We start from the raw sequence: 14,138 nt of genomic DNA, 5'->3' as shown, positions 1-14,138 counted from the left end.
CCCGCCAGTGCCCAAAATCATTGAAAACCTCGCGCAGGACGCTTTCCTGGGCTTCGCTTCCAGGCAAGGCCTGCTCCTGGTGGATGTCGTAGCGGCCGGTCTTGCGGATCGAAGGTAAAACTTCCGTGGTGAGCCAACACTTGAACGCTTTGGCTTCTGGTTTTCGGGAGGTCAGGATGAGGCTGTACAATTCCGCTTCGTTGATGATGAGAACCTTTTGCTCACCGCCAGGGGTGCTCACAGTGTGAGCACCCTTTTCATAATCTTCCAGCCTGGCCAGAGCCCGGTTTGGTTTCTTGATTTGAAGGGCTGCACAAACATCCGTGGCAATGAACCATACAACGCCATCCAATAAGATGGTCCTTATGGTCATTTCATTGAATTGAATTTGCTGCCGGACAAGTTCTTGAAGAGAAGTATCCGTCTGACCTTTCGCTTGACTCATCTTATATTATCCTTCTGAAATATTTTGCACTTTTCCTTCATAAGGAAGGTATCAACGTCGCGCTTACGGCTAAGAACAAGGCTAGTGCGACGTGCAAAAGCTTTGGCCTAGAGCCGATTTCAGAAGATCCCGCGCTCATGAAAAGTGAAAATGGCCTAATGATTTGCTCGATATAACAGGCGGTAAACCACCTGTTATTGGAGAGAGTCAGGCCTTTTGAACAAGAAGCTAAGCTTAGTCGGTGAATTTCTCTTTTCCGAGCTTGCACTCGAAAGAATTCACCCATTGCAGCTCATGAAGAAACCGCTCGGCAAGCTGGTAGCCATGCGTAATGGTTTGTTCGAGGGCTTTCCAGTAGCTGGACCGTAGGAAGTCTTTATTTTTGAGCGAGACGACCAACAATGTATCGAGGTGTGCTTGAGCCTGCATGGCCGTCATGGCGATGCTTTTGGCCTGGAGATAATCGAGATCACGGAAAGTTATTGCGCTTTCGATACGGTTGATGATGGGATCAGCCGATTTATCGTCGGATACATAGACAGTGTAGATGCCTTTCATCGTGAAGATGTCTTTCAATACCTTCCTTTGCTCGGGCATCAGGCCGATGAAGAAGCGAAGATGGTCTTCATTCTCTTCATTATTCTTCAACTGTTCGTCCAAAGGCGGTTTAAAAGGGCCTTCTTTCTCACGGATGAAGGTGGGATCATCTTTCAGATCGTAGCAGCCGGTCTTGCGAATGGACGGCAGGACCGTGCCTGTGACCCAATCCTGAAATTCCTTGGCTGCTTCAGTCCGCGCGGTGAAAATAAGTTTGTAAAGGCCGGATTCTGAGATCACGAGCCCGGCTTGGGGACCGCCAGGGGTGTGGTATGTAGCGACACCCTTCTCTATTTCATAAAGCTTTTCAGTAGCTTCCGTAGGTTTTGTATGGCTTAGAGCGGCGCAGGCATCGCTCGCAATAAACCAAGGCTCGCTATTTTTTAGAAATGTCCGGATCAGAGCGTCCCTAAAATAGAAGTCTTGCGTTTTGATCGGCTGCTCTTTGAGTTTCGGTTTTTGCGGCACTTCATTCATCTTCATAACACCCTGACTTATAAATGATAATCGCAGCGCGGCACAGCGTAGAGCATCACAAGGCTCCGCTGCCCGGACGCAGGTCAGGGCATCATCCATCCATGAAAAGAAGAAACGGCGCGGTTTCGCGGCTTCTCTTCCGCTCGCCTATACGTGTGTATTTGCACTATCGCGCCTTATACGCGCTCGATCGGCGTGAGCGCCAAGCCTGCCCGCAGGGCAGGCCCCGCACCAGAGGTGCATTGGTGTGTACCCAATTTTTCTCACTTTTCATGGCAGTGAAATAGCAGTGAGACGGCAGTCAAATAGCCGCGTAGCGGAAGTGAGATGGTCGTGAGACGGCAATGAAAAACGGCCGATATAAAAGTTTTTGTTTTTATCGCGAGCCGGCTCGACGTTTTGCGCATGAGCAAAGCAAACACGGCCCAATTTTTTGAAAGCGTCAAAGCGCATGGATTTGTCCGCCGATCAGCGGTCTATCGCTGGATGTGGACGAATTACGATGACTTGAGCGAGCTTCTTAAAAAGGCTCGGCCGAGTTGGATTGTGATTGCGCGTGAGCTGAATGGAATTGGGCTGAGAGATGCTCGAGGCCGGGATCTAGCGTCGGATAATATTCGACGTGTTTGGCTGCGGGTCAGCCGTGATCTTGAAAAGGAACGGCAAGCGGCGCGGGTGCAACAGCGCCCCGTCGAGCCGGTCACGTCAGCGCGGGAAGAACCCAAGCGCTTCAATCCGTCCAGGCTGCCAGCCAATTACCGGCCTGACGTCGAAGTCAGGCCTCAGCCATCCGTGCCAGCAACGTCAGGTTCTTATCAGGTTCCTGCCTCGATCGATGTGTCCGAGGTTCCGGAATTTTACACCCGCAAGGACGGTACGGTAGTCCATCGTACTCAGGAACAGAGGGAGAGAATAGCGCAACAACGAGCAGGGTTTGAAAAGGAAACACGCCATATTGATCGTTATATACTAACACAAAAACCCAAGTAATGGAGAATTATTAATGTCATTGGCACTTGAATGCATCAATGAGCGCAAACCCGTTTTACTGATTGCCCTCGGACGGCAGAGGGTCGGAAAAACGGTCTTTTTGAATACACTAGCTCAATATCTCAAGCAGAAAGGTGCGCGGTTTGAGATCCTGAATGCTGACCTTTTGAATAAAACTCATACGCTCACACTCTTCCACAAAGATACGGTCGAGGCACCTTCCACACATCGTGAAGACATGCAGGCGTGGCTTGTCGCGCAATTCAGGAGGCAGATGGATGAGCGTTTTGATGCGATCCTTGATGTTGGCGGTGGAGACACGCCATTGGAACGGTTGATAGAAGAATACCCGATCGTCTCCGTACTTCAGGATCATGGCATTTGCCTAGTGATCGCTCAGGTTATTGGGCCGGACATGGCTGATGTTGATTATCTCGAACGGTTCACGGAGCGCAGCACGTTGATGCCAGATGGGATGTTGATTGTGTTCAATGGGGGGTTGGTGCTGACAGGCCGTTCGGCCAATGTTGCGTTCTCTGAAGTTGCAAAACATCAGGCAATCGATACGGCGGTGGATCAAGGTGCCATTATAAAAGTCTTTCCTCGGCTGCCATGCATGCAGGAAGTCACTGATCGGCATTTAACCTTCCTTGAAGTGATGAATGGGGAGAAAGGGAGGGGGAGCCAGGCTTTCTGTCCTTTTGACCAGGCGCGGGTCAATCGCTGGTGGACGGTTGAAGTGCCGGAATTTTTTGGAGGCGTTCCCTCCGAATGGCTTCCCGCCATTCCGGAGAATGGGGCGGCTTCGATGCCGCCGGTCGTGGGGAACGAGCCAAAGACCTCGAAGAAAGAGCGAAAGGACGCGCAGAAGGCCGCTGAGGTCGATGCCTCGGAGTCGCTTAATGGCTAAGACAGAAGAGCAAGCTTCGCTTGTTCATCAGCGCGTTCTCCGATTGTCCGAGGAACTGGATCAAGACCTGGCCGCTATTCAAGCGGCCGGGCGTGAATGGGGTTTACGCCACGATCATCCCGAAGGGGTGTTCGTGACGGCTATGATGCATGCGATCAAGCGGACGGGCGAGCTGACTGTCGCTGCGACGAACGATCTGAATGCCGTGGCGGAGACTTCTCGCAAGACGGCGCAAGTTGAGCTCCAAAGGCTCGGGCTCGCCAATGATCAAGCTCTTCTTCTCGTTGAGCATGCGCGGATCGAGCGGGTGAATTTCTCGCAAGATCGTGATGCGCAAGTCGCGAAAATGGTAGCGAAGCTGGGCGAAGACCTTGTGACGGGTGTCCGTGACTGGACCGTCATGCGTGAAAGGGAATTGAATCGTAAATGGGCCTTTAATCGCGCAGTCATTGCGTCGCTCATCGCTGTTTCGATCTTTGTCGGTGGCTATGGAGCGCGGCTCTACCAGGAGAATGAAACTGGAACGAGTGGAGTGCCGTGCAAGGCTTCGTCACTATACCGGGCAGCGAACGGGGAAATTTGGTGCAAGGTCTCGGGCGCGATGAAGTAGGCGGTTTTCGAAGAGATCGAAATTGGAAGAAAAAAATCGAATATGGGAAAGGGTTTTGTTTTTTCGTGAGCGGCAAAGAGCATTGGACTGTCCTTTCACGAAGGAGGTTCGATGTTTTGCGATTTCGAAGATCCAGGGAGTCTGGAAAAATCAAAGGTCCGGGGGACACTGATTTTTATCATTGAGGTCTCGTTGATGGCGCTGGCGATCGGCAGTGTTGTTGGCATGACCAAGAGCTTTGCGGATCCGGTTCTTGCGACGCAGAATGGTCTGCCGCAAGTACCACACGCATATGTGCCGGAAGTCGGTGCTCCCGCGATGGTATATCCGGCATCTCCAGCTTCCACGGATTCCAGTTCAACGAGTAATTCCAGTAGCACTGGCAATTTGAGTGGTACGGGAGGAAGTAGCGGAAATAGTGTGGATTATGGGGGTACCGGTTCCGGCGTCTCAGGTGCGACCGTCGCGCAAGACTATTCAAGCTATATAGGTCAGAGTGTAGGCAGTGGCGAATGCGTGGCACTTGTTCAGGCGACATCCAATGTTGGTCTCACATCAACTTGGTCGCCTGGCGTTCAGGTACAGGGCAATACCGATATTGCGGCAGGAACGGTGATCGCGACTTTTGGGGCCGATGGGACGTACACCAATACTTCCGGACAGAGTCATGCGGCAATCTACCTTGGGCAAGATTCAACAGGGATTTATGTCGAAGATCAGTGGGCTAATCATCCGGCGTCAACGCGGATTATTCCATGGACGACCAGTAATTCGTATGAGTCAGGGAGCAAGTTCTATGTCGTCTCGAATAGTTAAAGTTAGTATTACGAGCTTCTTGTGTTTGATGTCTGGCTCAGCGTTTGCGATCGAGCCATGCCATCATGGTGTCCCGGCAATCGATATTGTTCAAGGATCATTTGTTAAGGCTCCAGGCTATATTTCACCTGATACACAGTCTATGAATCCGGATGGAAGTGTAAAACAGCAGGGGTGGCATAATCTCAAAAAGGCAGCGCGTCCTCTCACCGTGATCTGCCGTTACTCGGACAAGCAGGTCAGTGTAGTTCTTCCGGACACGATCGACACCTGCGTGTTTGGATCAAGCAGTGTGAATTGTTTTTGACTGCAAGATTAGTGGATCGGAATTGGAAGGAAAGAGAGGACCACGCCACAGAGGTTTTGTTCTTTTCATGAGAGGCATGGAGCATCGGATCGTCCTTTGACGAAGGAGGTCCGATGTTTTTCAATTTCAAATATGTAGAGTGTTCAGGCAAATCAAATGGCCGTAGGTCGTTGAATTTTCGCCTGGATGTCTCGCTGATGGCGGTGGGGATGGCTATAGTTGGAATACCGAAAAGTCATGCGGTGCCTGGAATTGCGACGCAGAATGGATTGCCGCAAGTGCCACATGAATATGTGCCAGAGGTAGGTGCTCCAGCGATAGTTTATGAGACGTCGCCAACTTCCTCCGATGCCGGTTCGGCAGAGAGTAACAGCAGCGCTGGTAATTCCAGCGGTGCGTCCGCAAGCAGCGTAAGTAGTGTGGGTTATAGCGGTAGCGGTGGAGATTCCGCAGTTTATGCATCTATGTTGAATACCGATTGGGGAGCAACGGCCGCTGACAACGCTTTGGGTCAGGGAATTACGCCAGATGCATTGGCCGGTCTTGCACAAGTCGAAAGTTCTATGGGCGCAAATGCAACGAGCACGGGTTATGCGCAAGGCGTGTTTCAAATGTCGGCGGCGACGTTTAACGATGCGATCAATGCGGCTGTTGCGGCGGACCCAAGTCTTGCTGGTAGCATCGTGTCGGGAGATGCGGGACGATTAGACCCAGTAACAGAGGCGGCGGCAGCCTCTGAATATCTTTATGACATGGCGACCAATATTCAAGCATCGGGTCAAGTCTCGAACCCAACTTTTCTGGATGCTTATACATATTATATGTTCGGTGCGGGTGGGGGTCGGCAAGTTGAAAATGCTTTTCTTGATGATCCAAACACGCCGATGTCGTCGGTCGTGAGCGCGACTGTGATTTCTCAAAATCCATCGCTTGCAAACCAAACAGTCGGTCAATGGAGAACCAGCATCGGCAACAAGGTGGGTTCCGGGATCGCGAATTCACCAGTGCTGACATCCAGTTGATTATGGCCGTTAAGATATTGCTTTTAAGGAGAAACTGCGATGGGTAAAGTCTTGCATCTCTTGTTCTGTGCTGCAGCGATTTCTTCGGTAGGGACCACAGCCTCTTTTGCCGCAAGCAACGGTGAAAAAATTAAGGGTTATACTGTTGGTCAGGCCATTCCAGGGTATAATTGTCTGGATGTGGTCTATCCTCCAGAGGCCGAGCGTAACCCTTCTTTATTGCCTCCCTCATTTGCCGAGCCAAGTGACAAATCGCGAAAAATCGGTGCGGAAGGAGGACTTGTTTTCGTTGTTTGGCCCCTTCATAAGGTGAATGGCTTTATCGAGATATTGCGTTTTAATGGCGAACACGGATGGATCGCGGCGGAGAATACAAAGCCTTACACATATCCAAAATCCACAAATGAGCCGGGTGGCTGCACAATTAAAATGACCGCAAGTGGAACCATCGCATCTCACGGTTATACCTTAAACACAGGAAAGCAATAAACTAATTTGGTTCGTATGTTGGTTCGCATTGACGAAGCATCAGCCTTCAAGGAATGCACCAATCGCTTAAAATGCATATGCATTGTTATTGCGGTGAGACTAAACTCCGGTAAGACGGCAATTGATGTATGGCGAAAATGGTCCTGCTTCATCTCAAGAACAAATAATCGTCTACCAATATGACAATGCTTGCATACAATCGAAACGGGATATACAAAATGGGATATCCGGATATATAAAAAAGGATATCCCATGCCCTTATTCATCAAGGATGCTTCCGTCGACGAATTAGCGGTGGAGTTGGCCCATCTGCTGAATGTGAATAAGACCGAGGCGGTACGGCAGGCCTTACGCCATGCGCTGGACAGGGAAAAGTGCTCGGAATCTCTGGCGGAACAAGCCGTTCGCTTTTGCCGTGATTTACGGGCACGAAGTCATCCGGAGAGAGGGCAGCCGGCTGATAAAGCGTTCTTCGACCAGCTGTGTGGTGGGGTTTGATGTTCGTCGATACTTCAGCTCTCGTGGCGATGCTGACCAATGAGGACGATGCAGCAGATTTTGCACAGCGTCTGTCGCAAACGGCGAAACGCTTATCCTCCCCGATCGCGCAATTTGAGACAGTTGCGGCTGTGGCACGGATTAATGCTTTGCCGTTGGACGAAGCTGGGCAGGCTGTCGAGAGTTTTCTACAGCTTCTCAATATTCAGGTCCTGGCTTTGCCTCCGAAAGCCAGCATATTGGCGCTTGAAGCGTTCGAGCGTTTTGGCAGAGGCAATGATCATCCTGCACAATTGAATATGGGTGAATGTTATTCTTATGCTTGCGCTCGTTATTTTCGAGTGCCACTTTTGTTTAAAGGCAACGGCTTCGTACAGACCGATATTGAGAGAGCGTGAGATTTTTTGAGGTGAAAGAGTGAAAGCTGTTCTTATACAGCGATAAAGAAACAGATATATTAGTGATTTGCTGATCTTCGATACAGGAAAGCGCCTTGCTGTTGAGCGAGGCGCTTTTTTTACGTGCTAGGGGCGATCTCGCAATGGTCCGGAATCCGATCTCAATGCGGGTGGATCGCATCCTCTGAATTTGACGATATCGTTGCCCCTAAATGAATAACGAAAGAGGTGTCTTCTAGTTTGCGTGAGAAGATGAGGAAATCATTGAAGCTGACAAGACTGGAATTTGTGAGGAGGCTTCGATGTGTGTTCAATTATGGCAATGGCCGGATATCTTTTTTCTGATTGTGCAATCCTCCCTCGTGATCGGTGTGACTTTTGTTGTTTTGGATCGTGGTCTCTATGGTATTGGAATGGGATCGCGGTATGTCCTGGAGAAAATCCGAACAAAGAGGCTTGCAAGCCGAGGAAATGAACGGGTCATTCTGAGCGAGAAGAAAGTCTAAGGATGAGCATTCCACGATTTCATACGCGGAAAATGGATCCTCCGGAATGGGCTGTCGCATGCTTGACCTGGAAGAACGGGATTTTGCATGGGATCATAGTGATCCGGCGCCGGGACGGAGCGATGGCTTTAGTTGAAGTGCCAGAGGATTTGGATGAGGTTTTGCAGATCTTCAATCGCAATTTGGTATTCAAATATTCAGAGCGCTTGTCGAGAGCTGTTGAATGGGCACTGCCTGATGCTGAATTTGCGGTTTATGGCGATTTCGCTGAAACGGCTTTGAGAGATGGAGAGACGCCTGCACAATTGGGGGCCTTGCGCAGTCTTGTGTTTGAGCATTTTCTCGGGATTGATTTGGGGGAATTCCGCCTGCCGCAGGTTCATCATCTTATGTGAATTGATGGCCAAGGCATGACATCAAAGGGATTGAATGTCTTTGGCTTGAAGCCGTCGAAGCCGCGTAGCGGGCGAGACGGCTGAAGGCAGGCATCGATTGAGAGGATGGAATAAGCGGGAGAGGGATTGCTCTCCCGCGAAACAAGCCTCCTATCGGGAGGCTTGCTGGAAGGCTTTTTCGATTGTGCGGATTTCAGCCTGGATTTGCTTGCGCTCTTCGGCATCGAGGCAGTTGCGGAGTTCGGCGCGGAGTTCGGCGAGTTGTTGAGCGAGAGACATCGGAAAACCTCCTGTTTGAGTGAAAACAGGGGTCAGCGACATGATCGCTCACAAGCCGGGTCAGGGATCGCGCAGCGACCGCCAGCGGCGGCGAATGGAGGAACCGATTTCTTCAAGCGAAAGAATGAAAAAGCGCGCGCAGCGCCTTCCTTGCGCTTGAAGAAATTGGAGGGGCCGTTCGTCCTTGAGGCGGCTTGTGACGGTCTGTATCCTTGGACTTATTGAGAGAGAGATTAGGGCTCGATCTTCGTGCGCGTGCGTCTTGATGCCGGGCTGGATCCTGAACAGGGAAGTATCTTCATCAAGGGGAAAACGTCTTACTTTCCGGGATTTCCTGAAGCCCAGGGTCGAACAGGGATTGCTTGCGATGATCGATCCAGAAGGATGCGGCGGTTTTGCCAAAGAGATCGACAAGCTGCTGATCGGCATTGAGAGTTTGTTCGCACAGGGCAATGGCGCGGGTGAAGGCGCCTGGCAGGGGTGCTGTGGCGGAACGCACGGAAGGCAGGCGGATATCAGGCTCGCCATTGGGAAACCATCCATGGACGAGCATGAGGTCTTTTAATCTGTTTCGTCGAAAGTCGAGAAGCTGAGCGCGGCGGATTTGTTGTGCCCAGGCGATTTGTTTTGGGGAACCGGTCAAGGCGGGTTCCGGATCGATGGTCACGGCGATGTCCTGAATAAAGCCGCCATCGAGCCGTGAGAGGATGATCTTGAAGGGCATGGGAAGGTTGGTCTCTCTGGATCGGCACGTTCCTGACGGTCGTCATTTTCCGGCAATCACACAATGGAGATATCACCGCGATAGATGAGGGCACTTTTGCCCTCTTCGACTGTATGGACCTTGTATGCCGAAACGGTCGTCATATGTCTATCTCTATCGGAGAATGACAAAGTAGCAGCATATCAACGGAATTCTGCTGGTAGAGTAGGCCACTGGTTTGAAATCGTCTCCCCAGCAGCCCCTCGTCAAACCGTGCATGCGGTTTTCCCGCACACGGCTTACCGACTGCCTTCTTCCGGCAGCATTACGGCGTGCCAAGGCGGCCATACCTTCTGGTTTCATTGCCTGTGACTACCAAGCTGGGAAGCTTGAAGAGCCCTTGGTGCTCATAAAACCATGACGGCGGATGGTCCCTCCATCCCTTGGACCGCTTCTTGTGCTTTTTCCTCAACATGATGCAGAGTGCCCACATCGTGTAATTGGCGAGGCTCTTGAAATGAAGTCTTGAATTGCCGGTCTTAAAGTAGTTGCCCCAGCCCCTCAGGATCGGATTGACCTGTGTCCTGATAAGAACGGGGAGATCAAGGTGTTGGCCGGGATGGACAACCTCCCTGATCTTCTTTTTGACCGACGCCATCGCCTTGGGAGAGGGATAGTAGTACGTACGCATCTTGCCATCTCGTTTTGACGATTGAACCGCAAAGCGGTGACCGAGAAAGTCGAAAGGCTCGTTGCGGACATCCACAATCCGCGTTTTCTGCGCATTAAGAGTGAGGTCCAATCGATCGAGGACCTTTTGGGCTTCGTTCAGATAGATCTCCGGATCCCTTTTGCACAAAATAACGAAGTCATCAGCGTATCGCACAATATGCGCATCATGTTGCCGATTGCCGAATGCCTTCTTCTCCCAAACATGATCCAACCAGTGGAGATACAGATTAGCCAGCAGTGGCGAGATAACACCACCTTGAGGCGTTCCGGTTGTTACCTTCCGGACCTGCATTTCTTCCATTACTCCGGCTGTGAGCCACATTTCGATCAACTTGACAATTGACCGATCTATGACGCGTGACCGTACAGAGATCAGCAGCTTGTCGTGCGGTATCGTATCGAAATACGATTTAAGGTCCGCGTCGACGACATGGACGCAACCGAAGTTGATCCATTTATAGATTTCCCGTAGGGCTTGATGAGCGCTCTTGCGAGGTCTGAAACCGTAAGAAAAATCTTTGAAACTGGCCTCGAATAAAGGTTCGATGACCAGCTTCACTGCTGCCTGTACTACACGATCTGTTATGACGGGTATGCCCAGCGGGCGCTTTGATCCATCCGCTTTCGGGATGTATACCCTCTTGACGGGCTGAGGACGATAACGCTTCGCTAGAAGCCTTGCCTGAAGATCGCCCAAGAATTTGTTAAGGCCGATTTGTTCTTCAATATGCTTGAAGGTCTGTTGGTCGATGCCTGGAGCACCGCCATTGGCCTTGACTTGTCCATAGGCGATCGTAAGGATGTCTTCTTGACACACCTTGTCATAAAGCACTCCGAATTTTCGTGTCGGATTCGCCTTGGCTGCTCGGTATAGGGTTCGCTGTAGTACTCGTACCTTTTCTAGCGGTGTGTTTTGAGCTTTCGCAATCACACGGTGCCTCCTACATCGCTACCCATGGCAGAAGCAGAGGTCCTTCCCTCAGGTCAGGTTTTGTTGTCCTGTCCATCATCAGTACTATGACCTCCTCCGACTCCTCTCGCCCGCATCCATCCGGATTTCGGTGGACGCCTTATACCTTCAGTTACGCGGAGGGTTAGACCGCGACGGGCGGAGGTCTCGACTGTTCCTCTCAGTCCTATGCATGCATCCCATCCTCTCTACCCCGAGTTCCAATGACGGCTTCATATGGTTAGTTCATCCACCGTCACTCACTGGTCTTCGCCCCCATTCGAAAGGCTCGACGGAACCACCCTACACCGCACTCTCCCAGCATGACCGTACGGCTGACATTTACGAGGCTTATTAAGGTTCACTTACGTTACGGGCTGCATGTTTGCGGGCGCCCACTATCTGGGTTTGGGGCCACCTTTGTCCGGCGTTGTTCCCGTGTGTCGGTCACCCTTCACACGTACGCCATAGCTACGCAGTCAACTAACCTCCTACTGCGGCAGGACTTTCACCTGCAAGGATCTGAGCGGCTTTTCAGTCCACTCCAAAAGGAATATCGTCGTCGAGGTAGTCCTTCATGCTGGAGTGGGCTGGTGCGCCGCCATGGTTCTGCGTTGGGGACTGCTGGCCAAGGTTTTGATTTGCGGAACGGGCTTGTCCATAGGCGCCGGATTCCTGATTATGAGCGTCATCACGGTTGCGGCTGTCGAGCAGGGTGAGTTCACCACGGAAACGCTGGAGCACGATTTCGGTGGTGCGGCGCTGGTTGCCGTCACGGTCCTGATATTCGCGGGTCTGCAACTGGCCTTCAAGGTAGATTTTCGAGCCTTTCTTGCAATATTGTTCGGCGATATTGGCGAGATTTTCATTGAAGATCACGATGTTATGCCATTCGGTGCGATCGCGGCGTTCTCCAGTCATCTTGTCCCGCCAGGATTCCGTCGTGGCGAGACTGAAGGAAACGACGGGATTGCCGTCGTTCATGCGGCGGACTTCAGGATCGCGGCCGAGATTGCCGATGAGAATGACTTTGTTGACGGATCCAGCCATGGGAATACTCCAATATTTGAGGGAAGAGGGCTGTGGGTATCGATGGAAACTGATGTGTGATTTCAGTCTTGTGAAAAGCGGAGCGCGGCTTTTGTATCGTGGATGGCACCTGCTGCATGATCGTCGGCGAAGCCATATGGTGTAAGTTTTCGTGCCAGGATGAGGTTTTGAAGAGCAAGATGGAAGAACAAGCGCGAGATACGGTTCCGCAAATCAAAGCTCATGGATTTCATGCTGTTTGTTTCCTCGTTTTTCCTGCTGTGTTCAAAATGGATTGACGTTTAGAGTATGCTGTTTATGACACGCGAATATGCGCTTCACGATTAGCAAAGCGCACTTGTGTGTCTGCCTCAGTTTGTTGAAGGGCGGCTCCAGATGAGCTGGAAGTCAGGCTCACCCTCGATTTCGACGAGGTTGGCGAAGATGGGTGCGGGGAAGCTTGGGTCATCGAGCTTGAGCGAAAGATAGGGCTCTTTATCGTCCTGCCGGAATTTGACCCATGCCGCGCCGAGATCGGCGCCATTGCGGGCCTTGACCCTGTAGAATGGAGCCTCACCCGTTGTGCGCTTAACATTGGGGACCAATTTCGCTTGAAATATCCCTTTCAGGATGGTGACGCGGCCTGTGAAAGTGTCGGAAGGTTTATCGTAGGAAAAAGAGCCGATGACGGACATTGAAGTGTACCCTGATTTGGAGTGAACCCGTTTTATTTCGGGGGCCGGCCGTGCCGTGCCCCCTTGCCAGGTGGCGAACCGGGGGGAGGGGATGGGGCAAGCTTTTAATGTGGAGGGGTATCTCCCAACCGGAGGGCGGCGCCGATGGGCCGCGTTTGTGGCGTGGAGAAGGGAAGAAGTGCGCGAAGCACCTTCCTTACACGCGGCAAACTTGGGGAAACCGCATTAAGGGCTTGCGGGAAGGGGAGGAAGGAACGTCTTCCCTTTCCCGGCAGACGGCCATCGCCAGCGATGGCGCGGGGAAGAGAGAAGAATCACGAGCGTGATTGTGCCGAATGAATGTCAGCGCTATTGCGCTGCCCAGTGAGAAGGGCGTTGAATGCAGTGATGCGGATAGGAGATTGGCGCGTGGTGCCGGGGCTTTGGTGCCGCGAGGCGCTTTCGTAGGCAGGAATCCGGCCTGTTTCGGCCGGCCGCGACAGGGATCGTCACTCGAAGAGCGCAGCCTAGAGCCCGGTCTTGCAAAGCAAAAGTCGCCATGAAATAGCCGTCAACCGTTGTATGAATGCGATATGGTTATATATTTCAATTCAATTAGAAGATTTGAATGCCATGGAATTTCTTGAAGACAACAAATTGCTGGGTGATTTTACGGAAAACGCCATTAAGAAATATTTTGAGAAAAGCGGATTTGAGATGGTGAGGTTTGGCGTAGAGCATTTTCTGAAACAGCCATTACTTGATTTTGTTTACGATAGCATCAATGCAAATTGGCCTCACCAATACAGAGATAATGTTGGAACAATACAGGATTCCTTCACGCGATTTCTGCGGGGTCATCCAGATTTTATTGCCATCCGGCCTGATTTTTACGGCAAGGGACTTCCTGGAATATTTCCTGTTGAGGTTAAATTCAGGACAGAGCGTGTCTTCCTTGGCAAAGGCAATCCGCTTCATACGGTTCGGCTCTCTAAACAGCATATTGAAACGTACAGCAAATATTGGCCATCAACGCTTGTCGTTGTTGTTTGCTATAAAGCAAAAACGATCCTTGCCACCAGACTGAAGAAATTGGAGGAGAAACCGGATTTTCGTGTTCCCATCGAAGCGCACGATAGGCGCGCCAGTTGGTTTTATGATCTGAAGCAATTTGAATTTCATCCGCTGTGGTCGTTCAAGGAAGACATTTTTGACGCGGACCTTGGAAGAAAAACCGCCTTGGACATTGTGAAATGGGCGGATGAGGTGAAGACGCGGAATCGACTTGCGATCGATTGAAGATGTGGCGGCA

At 51.3% G+C, this 14,138-nt stretch carries 18 protein-coding genes; 11 read left to right on the top strand and 7 right to left on the bottom strand.

The features are described 5' to 3' along the window. Both DL88_RS17825 and DL88_RS19640 read right to left on the bottom strand, forming a co-directional pair. Positions 1–445 (bottom strand): BRO-N domain-containing protein (locus tag DL88_RS17825; protein WP_280949215.1); only part of this gene is annotated, 445 nt, incomplete at its 3' end. 234 nt (positions 446–679) lie between these two features. Then, entirely contained in the window at positions 680–1,519 is an 840-nt protein-coding gene (locus DL88_RS19640) for a BRO-N domain-containing protein (RefSeq protein WP_169741603.1), read from the bottom strand. 405 nt (positions 1,520–1,924) lie between these two features. On the opposite strand from DL88_RS19640, the gene DL88_RS17815 reads away from it, so the two are divergent. The 10 genes from DL88_RS17815 to DL88_RS17770 all read left to right on the top strand — a co-directional run bounded on the left by DL88_RS17815 (position 1,925) and on the right by DL88_RS17770 (position 8,964). Next, positions 1,925–2,509: a hypothetical protein gene (locus DL88_RS17815; protein ID WP_084705275.1), complete on the top strand. Its 585-nt coding sequence runs from the start codon at positions 1,925–1,927 to the stop codon at positions 2,507–2,509. A gap of 13 nt (positions 2,510–2,522) precedes the next feature. Further along, positions 2,523–3,419 carry a P-loop NTPase family protein gene (locus tag DL88_RS17810; protein ID WP_034999247.1) on the top strand — a complete coding sequence of 299 codons (897 nt, stop codon included), beginning with the start codon at positions 2,523–2,525 and terminating at the stop codon, positions 3,417–3,419. Continuing rightward, on the top strand, positions 3,412–4,029 hold the full coding sequence (locus tag DL88_RS17805; RefSeq protein ID WP_034999245.1) for a hypothetical protein: 618 nt from the start codon (positions 3,412–3,414) through the stop codon (positions 4,027–4,029). The genes DL88_RS17810 and DL88_RS17805 overlap by 8 nt, the downstream gene beginning before the upstream one ends. 111 nt (positions 4,030–4,140) lie before the next feature. Further along, positions 4,141–4,845: a BPSL0067 family protein gene (locus DL88_RS19635; RefSeq protein ID WP_051956148.1), complete on the top strand. Its 705-nt coding sequence runs from the start codon at positions 4,141–4,143 to the stop codon at positions 4,843–4,845. A gap of 420 nt (positions 4,846–5,265) precedes the next feature. Beyond that, positions 5,266–6,174, top strand: a complete 909-nt coding sequence (locus DL88_RS20030) for a transglycosylase SLT domain-containing protein (RefSeq protein WP_084705274.1) — start codon at positions 5,266–5,268, stop codon at positions 6,172–6,174. A 39-nt stretch (positions 6,175–6,213) separates the two neighbouring features. Further along, entirely contained in the window at positions 6,214–6,663 is a 450-nt protein-coding gene (locus tag DL88_RS20495) for a hypothetical protein (RefSeq protein ID WP_156971189.1), read from the top strand. 252 nt (positions 6,664–6,915) lie between these two features. Next, positions 6,916–7,161, top strand: coding sequence for a type II toxin-antitoxin system VapB family antitoxin (locus DL88_RS17790; protein WP_034999243.1), 246 nt, complete (start codon positions 6,916–6,918; stop codon positions 7,159–7,161). Next, positions 7,161–7,559 carry a type II toxin-antitoxin system VapC family toxin gene (locus DL88_RS17785; RefSeq protein ID WP_034999240.1) on the top strand — a complete coding sequence of 133 codons (399 nt, stop codon included), beginning with the start codon at positions 7,161–7,163 and terminating at the stop codon, positions 7,557–7,559. The genes DL88_RS17790 and DL88_RS17785 overlap by 1 nt, the downstream gene beginning before the upstream one ends. Positions 7,560–8,187: 628 nt before the next feature. After that, on the top strand, positions 8,188–8,460 hold the full coding sequence (locus DL88_RS17775) for a hypothetical protein (RefSeq protein ID WP_156971188.1): 273 nt from the start codon (positions 8,188–8,190) through the stop codon (positions 8,458–8,460). A 162-nt stretch (positions 8,461–8,622) separates the two neighbouring features. Continuing rightward, a complete protein-coding gene (locus tag DL88_RS17770) occupies positions 8,623–8,964 on the top strand; it encodes a hypothetical protein (RefSeq protein ID WP_156971187.1) in 342 nt (113 codons plus the stop codon). 76 nt (positions 8,965–9,040) lie between these two features. Here DL88_RS17770 and DL88_RS17765 read toward each other — a convergent pair whose 3' ends face one another. The 5 genes from DL88_RS17765 to DL88_RS17750 form a co-directional block, all read right to left on the bottom strand. Then, positions 9,041–9,463, bottom strand: a complete 423-nt coding sequence (locus DL88_RS17765; RefSeq protein WP_034999233.1) for a hypothetical protein — start codon at positions 9,461–9,463, stop codon at positions 9,041–9,043. A gap of 304 nt (positions 9,464–9,767) precedes the next feature. After that, the gene (gene ltrA, locus DL88_RS17760) at positions 9,768–11,006 is read right to left on the bottom strand and encodes a group II intron reverse transcriptase/maturase (protein WP_210165333.1); all 1,239 of its coding nucleotides are present in this window, start codon (positions 11,004–11,006) and stop codon (positions 9,768–9,770) included. A gap of 651 nt (positions 11,007–11,657) precedes the next feature. Then, entirely contained in the window at positions 11,658–12,173 is a 516-nt protein-coding gene (gene ssb, locus DL88_RS17755; RefSeq protein WP_034999231.1) for a single-stranded DNA-binding protein, read from the bottom strand. A 62-nt stretch (positions 12,174–12,235) separates the two neighbouring features. Further along, complete coding sequence (locus DL88_RS20490; RefSeq protein WP_156971186.1) at positions 12,236–12,406, bottom strand: hypothetical protein; 171 nt, start codon at positions 12,404–12,406, stop codon at positions 12,236–12,238. Between the two features lie 117 nt (positions 12,407–12,523). Further along, the gene (locus tag DL88_RS17750) at positions 12,524–12,847 is read right to left on the bottom strand and encodes a DUF736 domain-containing protein (RefSeq protein ID WP_051956146.1); all 324 of its coding nucleotides are present in this window, start codon (positions 12,845–12,847) and stop codon (positions 12,524–12,526) included. A gap of 519 nt (positions 12,848–13,366) precedes the next feature. Here DL88_RS17750 and DL88_RS17740 point away from each other — a divergent pair. Further along, entirely contained in the window at positions 13,367–14,125 is a 759-nt protein-coding gene (locus DL88_RS17740; RefSeq protein WP_156971185.1) for a hypothetical protein, read from the top strand. Positions 14,126–14,138: the final 13 nt, after the last annotated feature.

This window comes from Beijerinckia mobilis (assembly GCF_000745425.1).
Lineage (GTDB): Bacteria > Pseudomonadota > Alphaproteobacteria > Rhizobiales > Beijerinckiaceae > Beijerinckia > Beijerinckia mobilis.
Note: the sequence above shows the minus strand (reverse complement) of the source record. Positions and strands in the feature narration are given on the sequence as shown.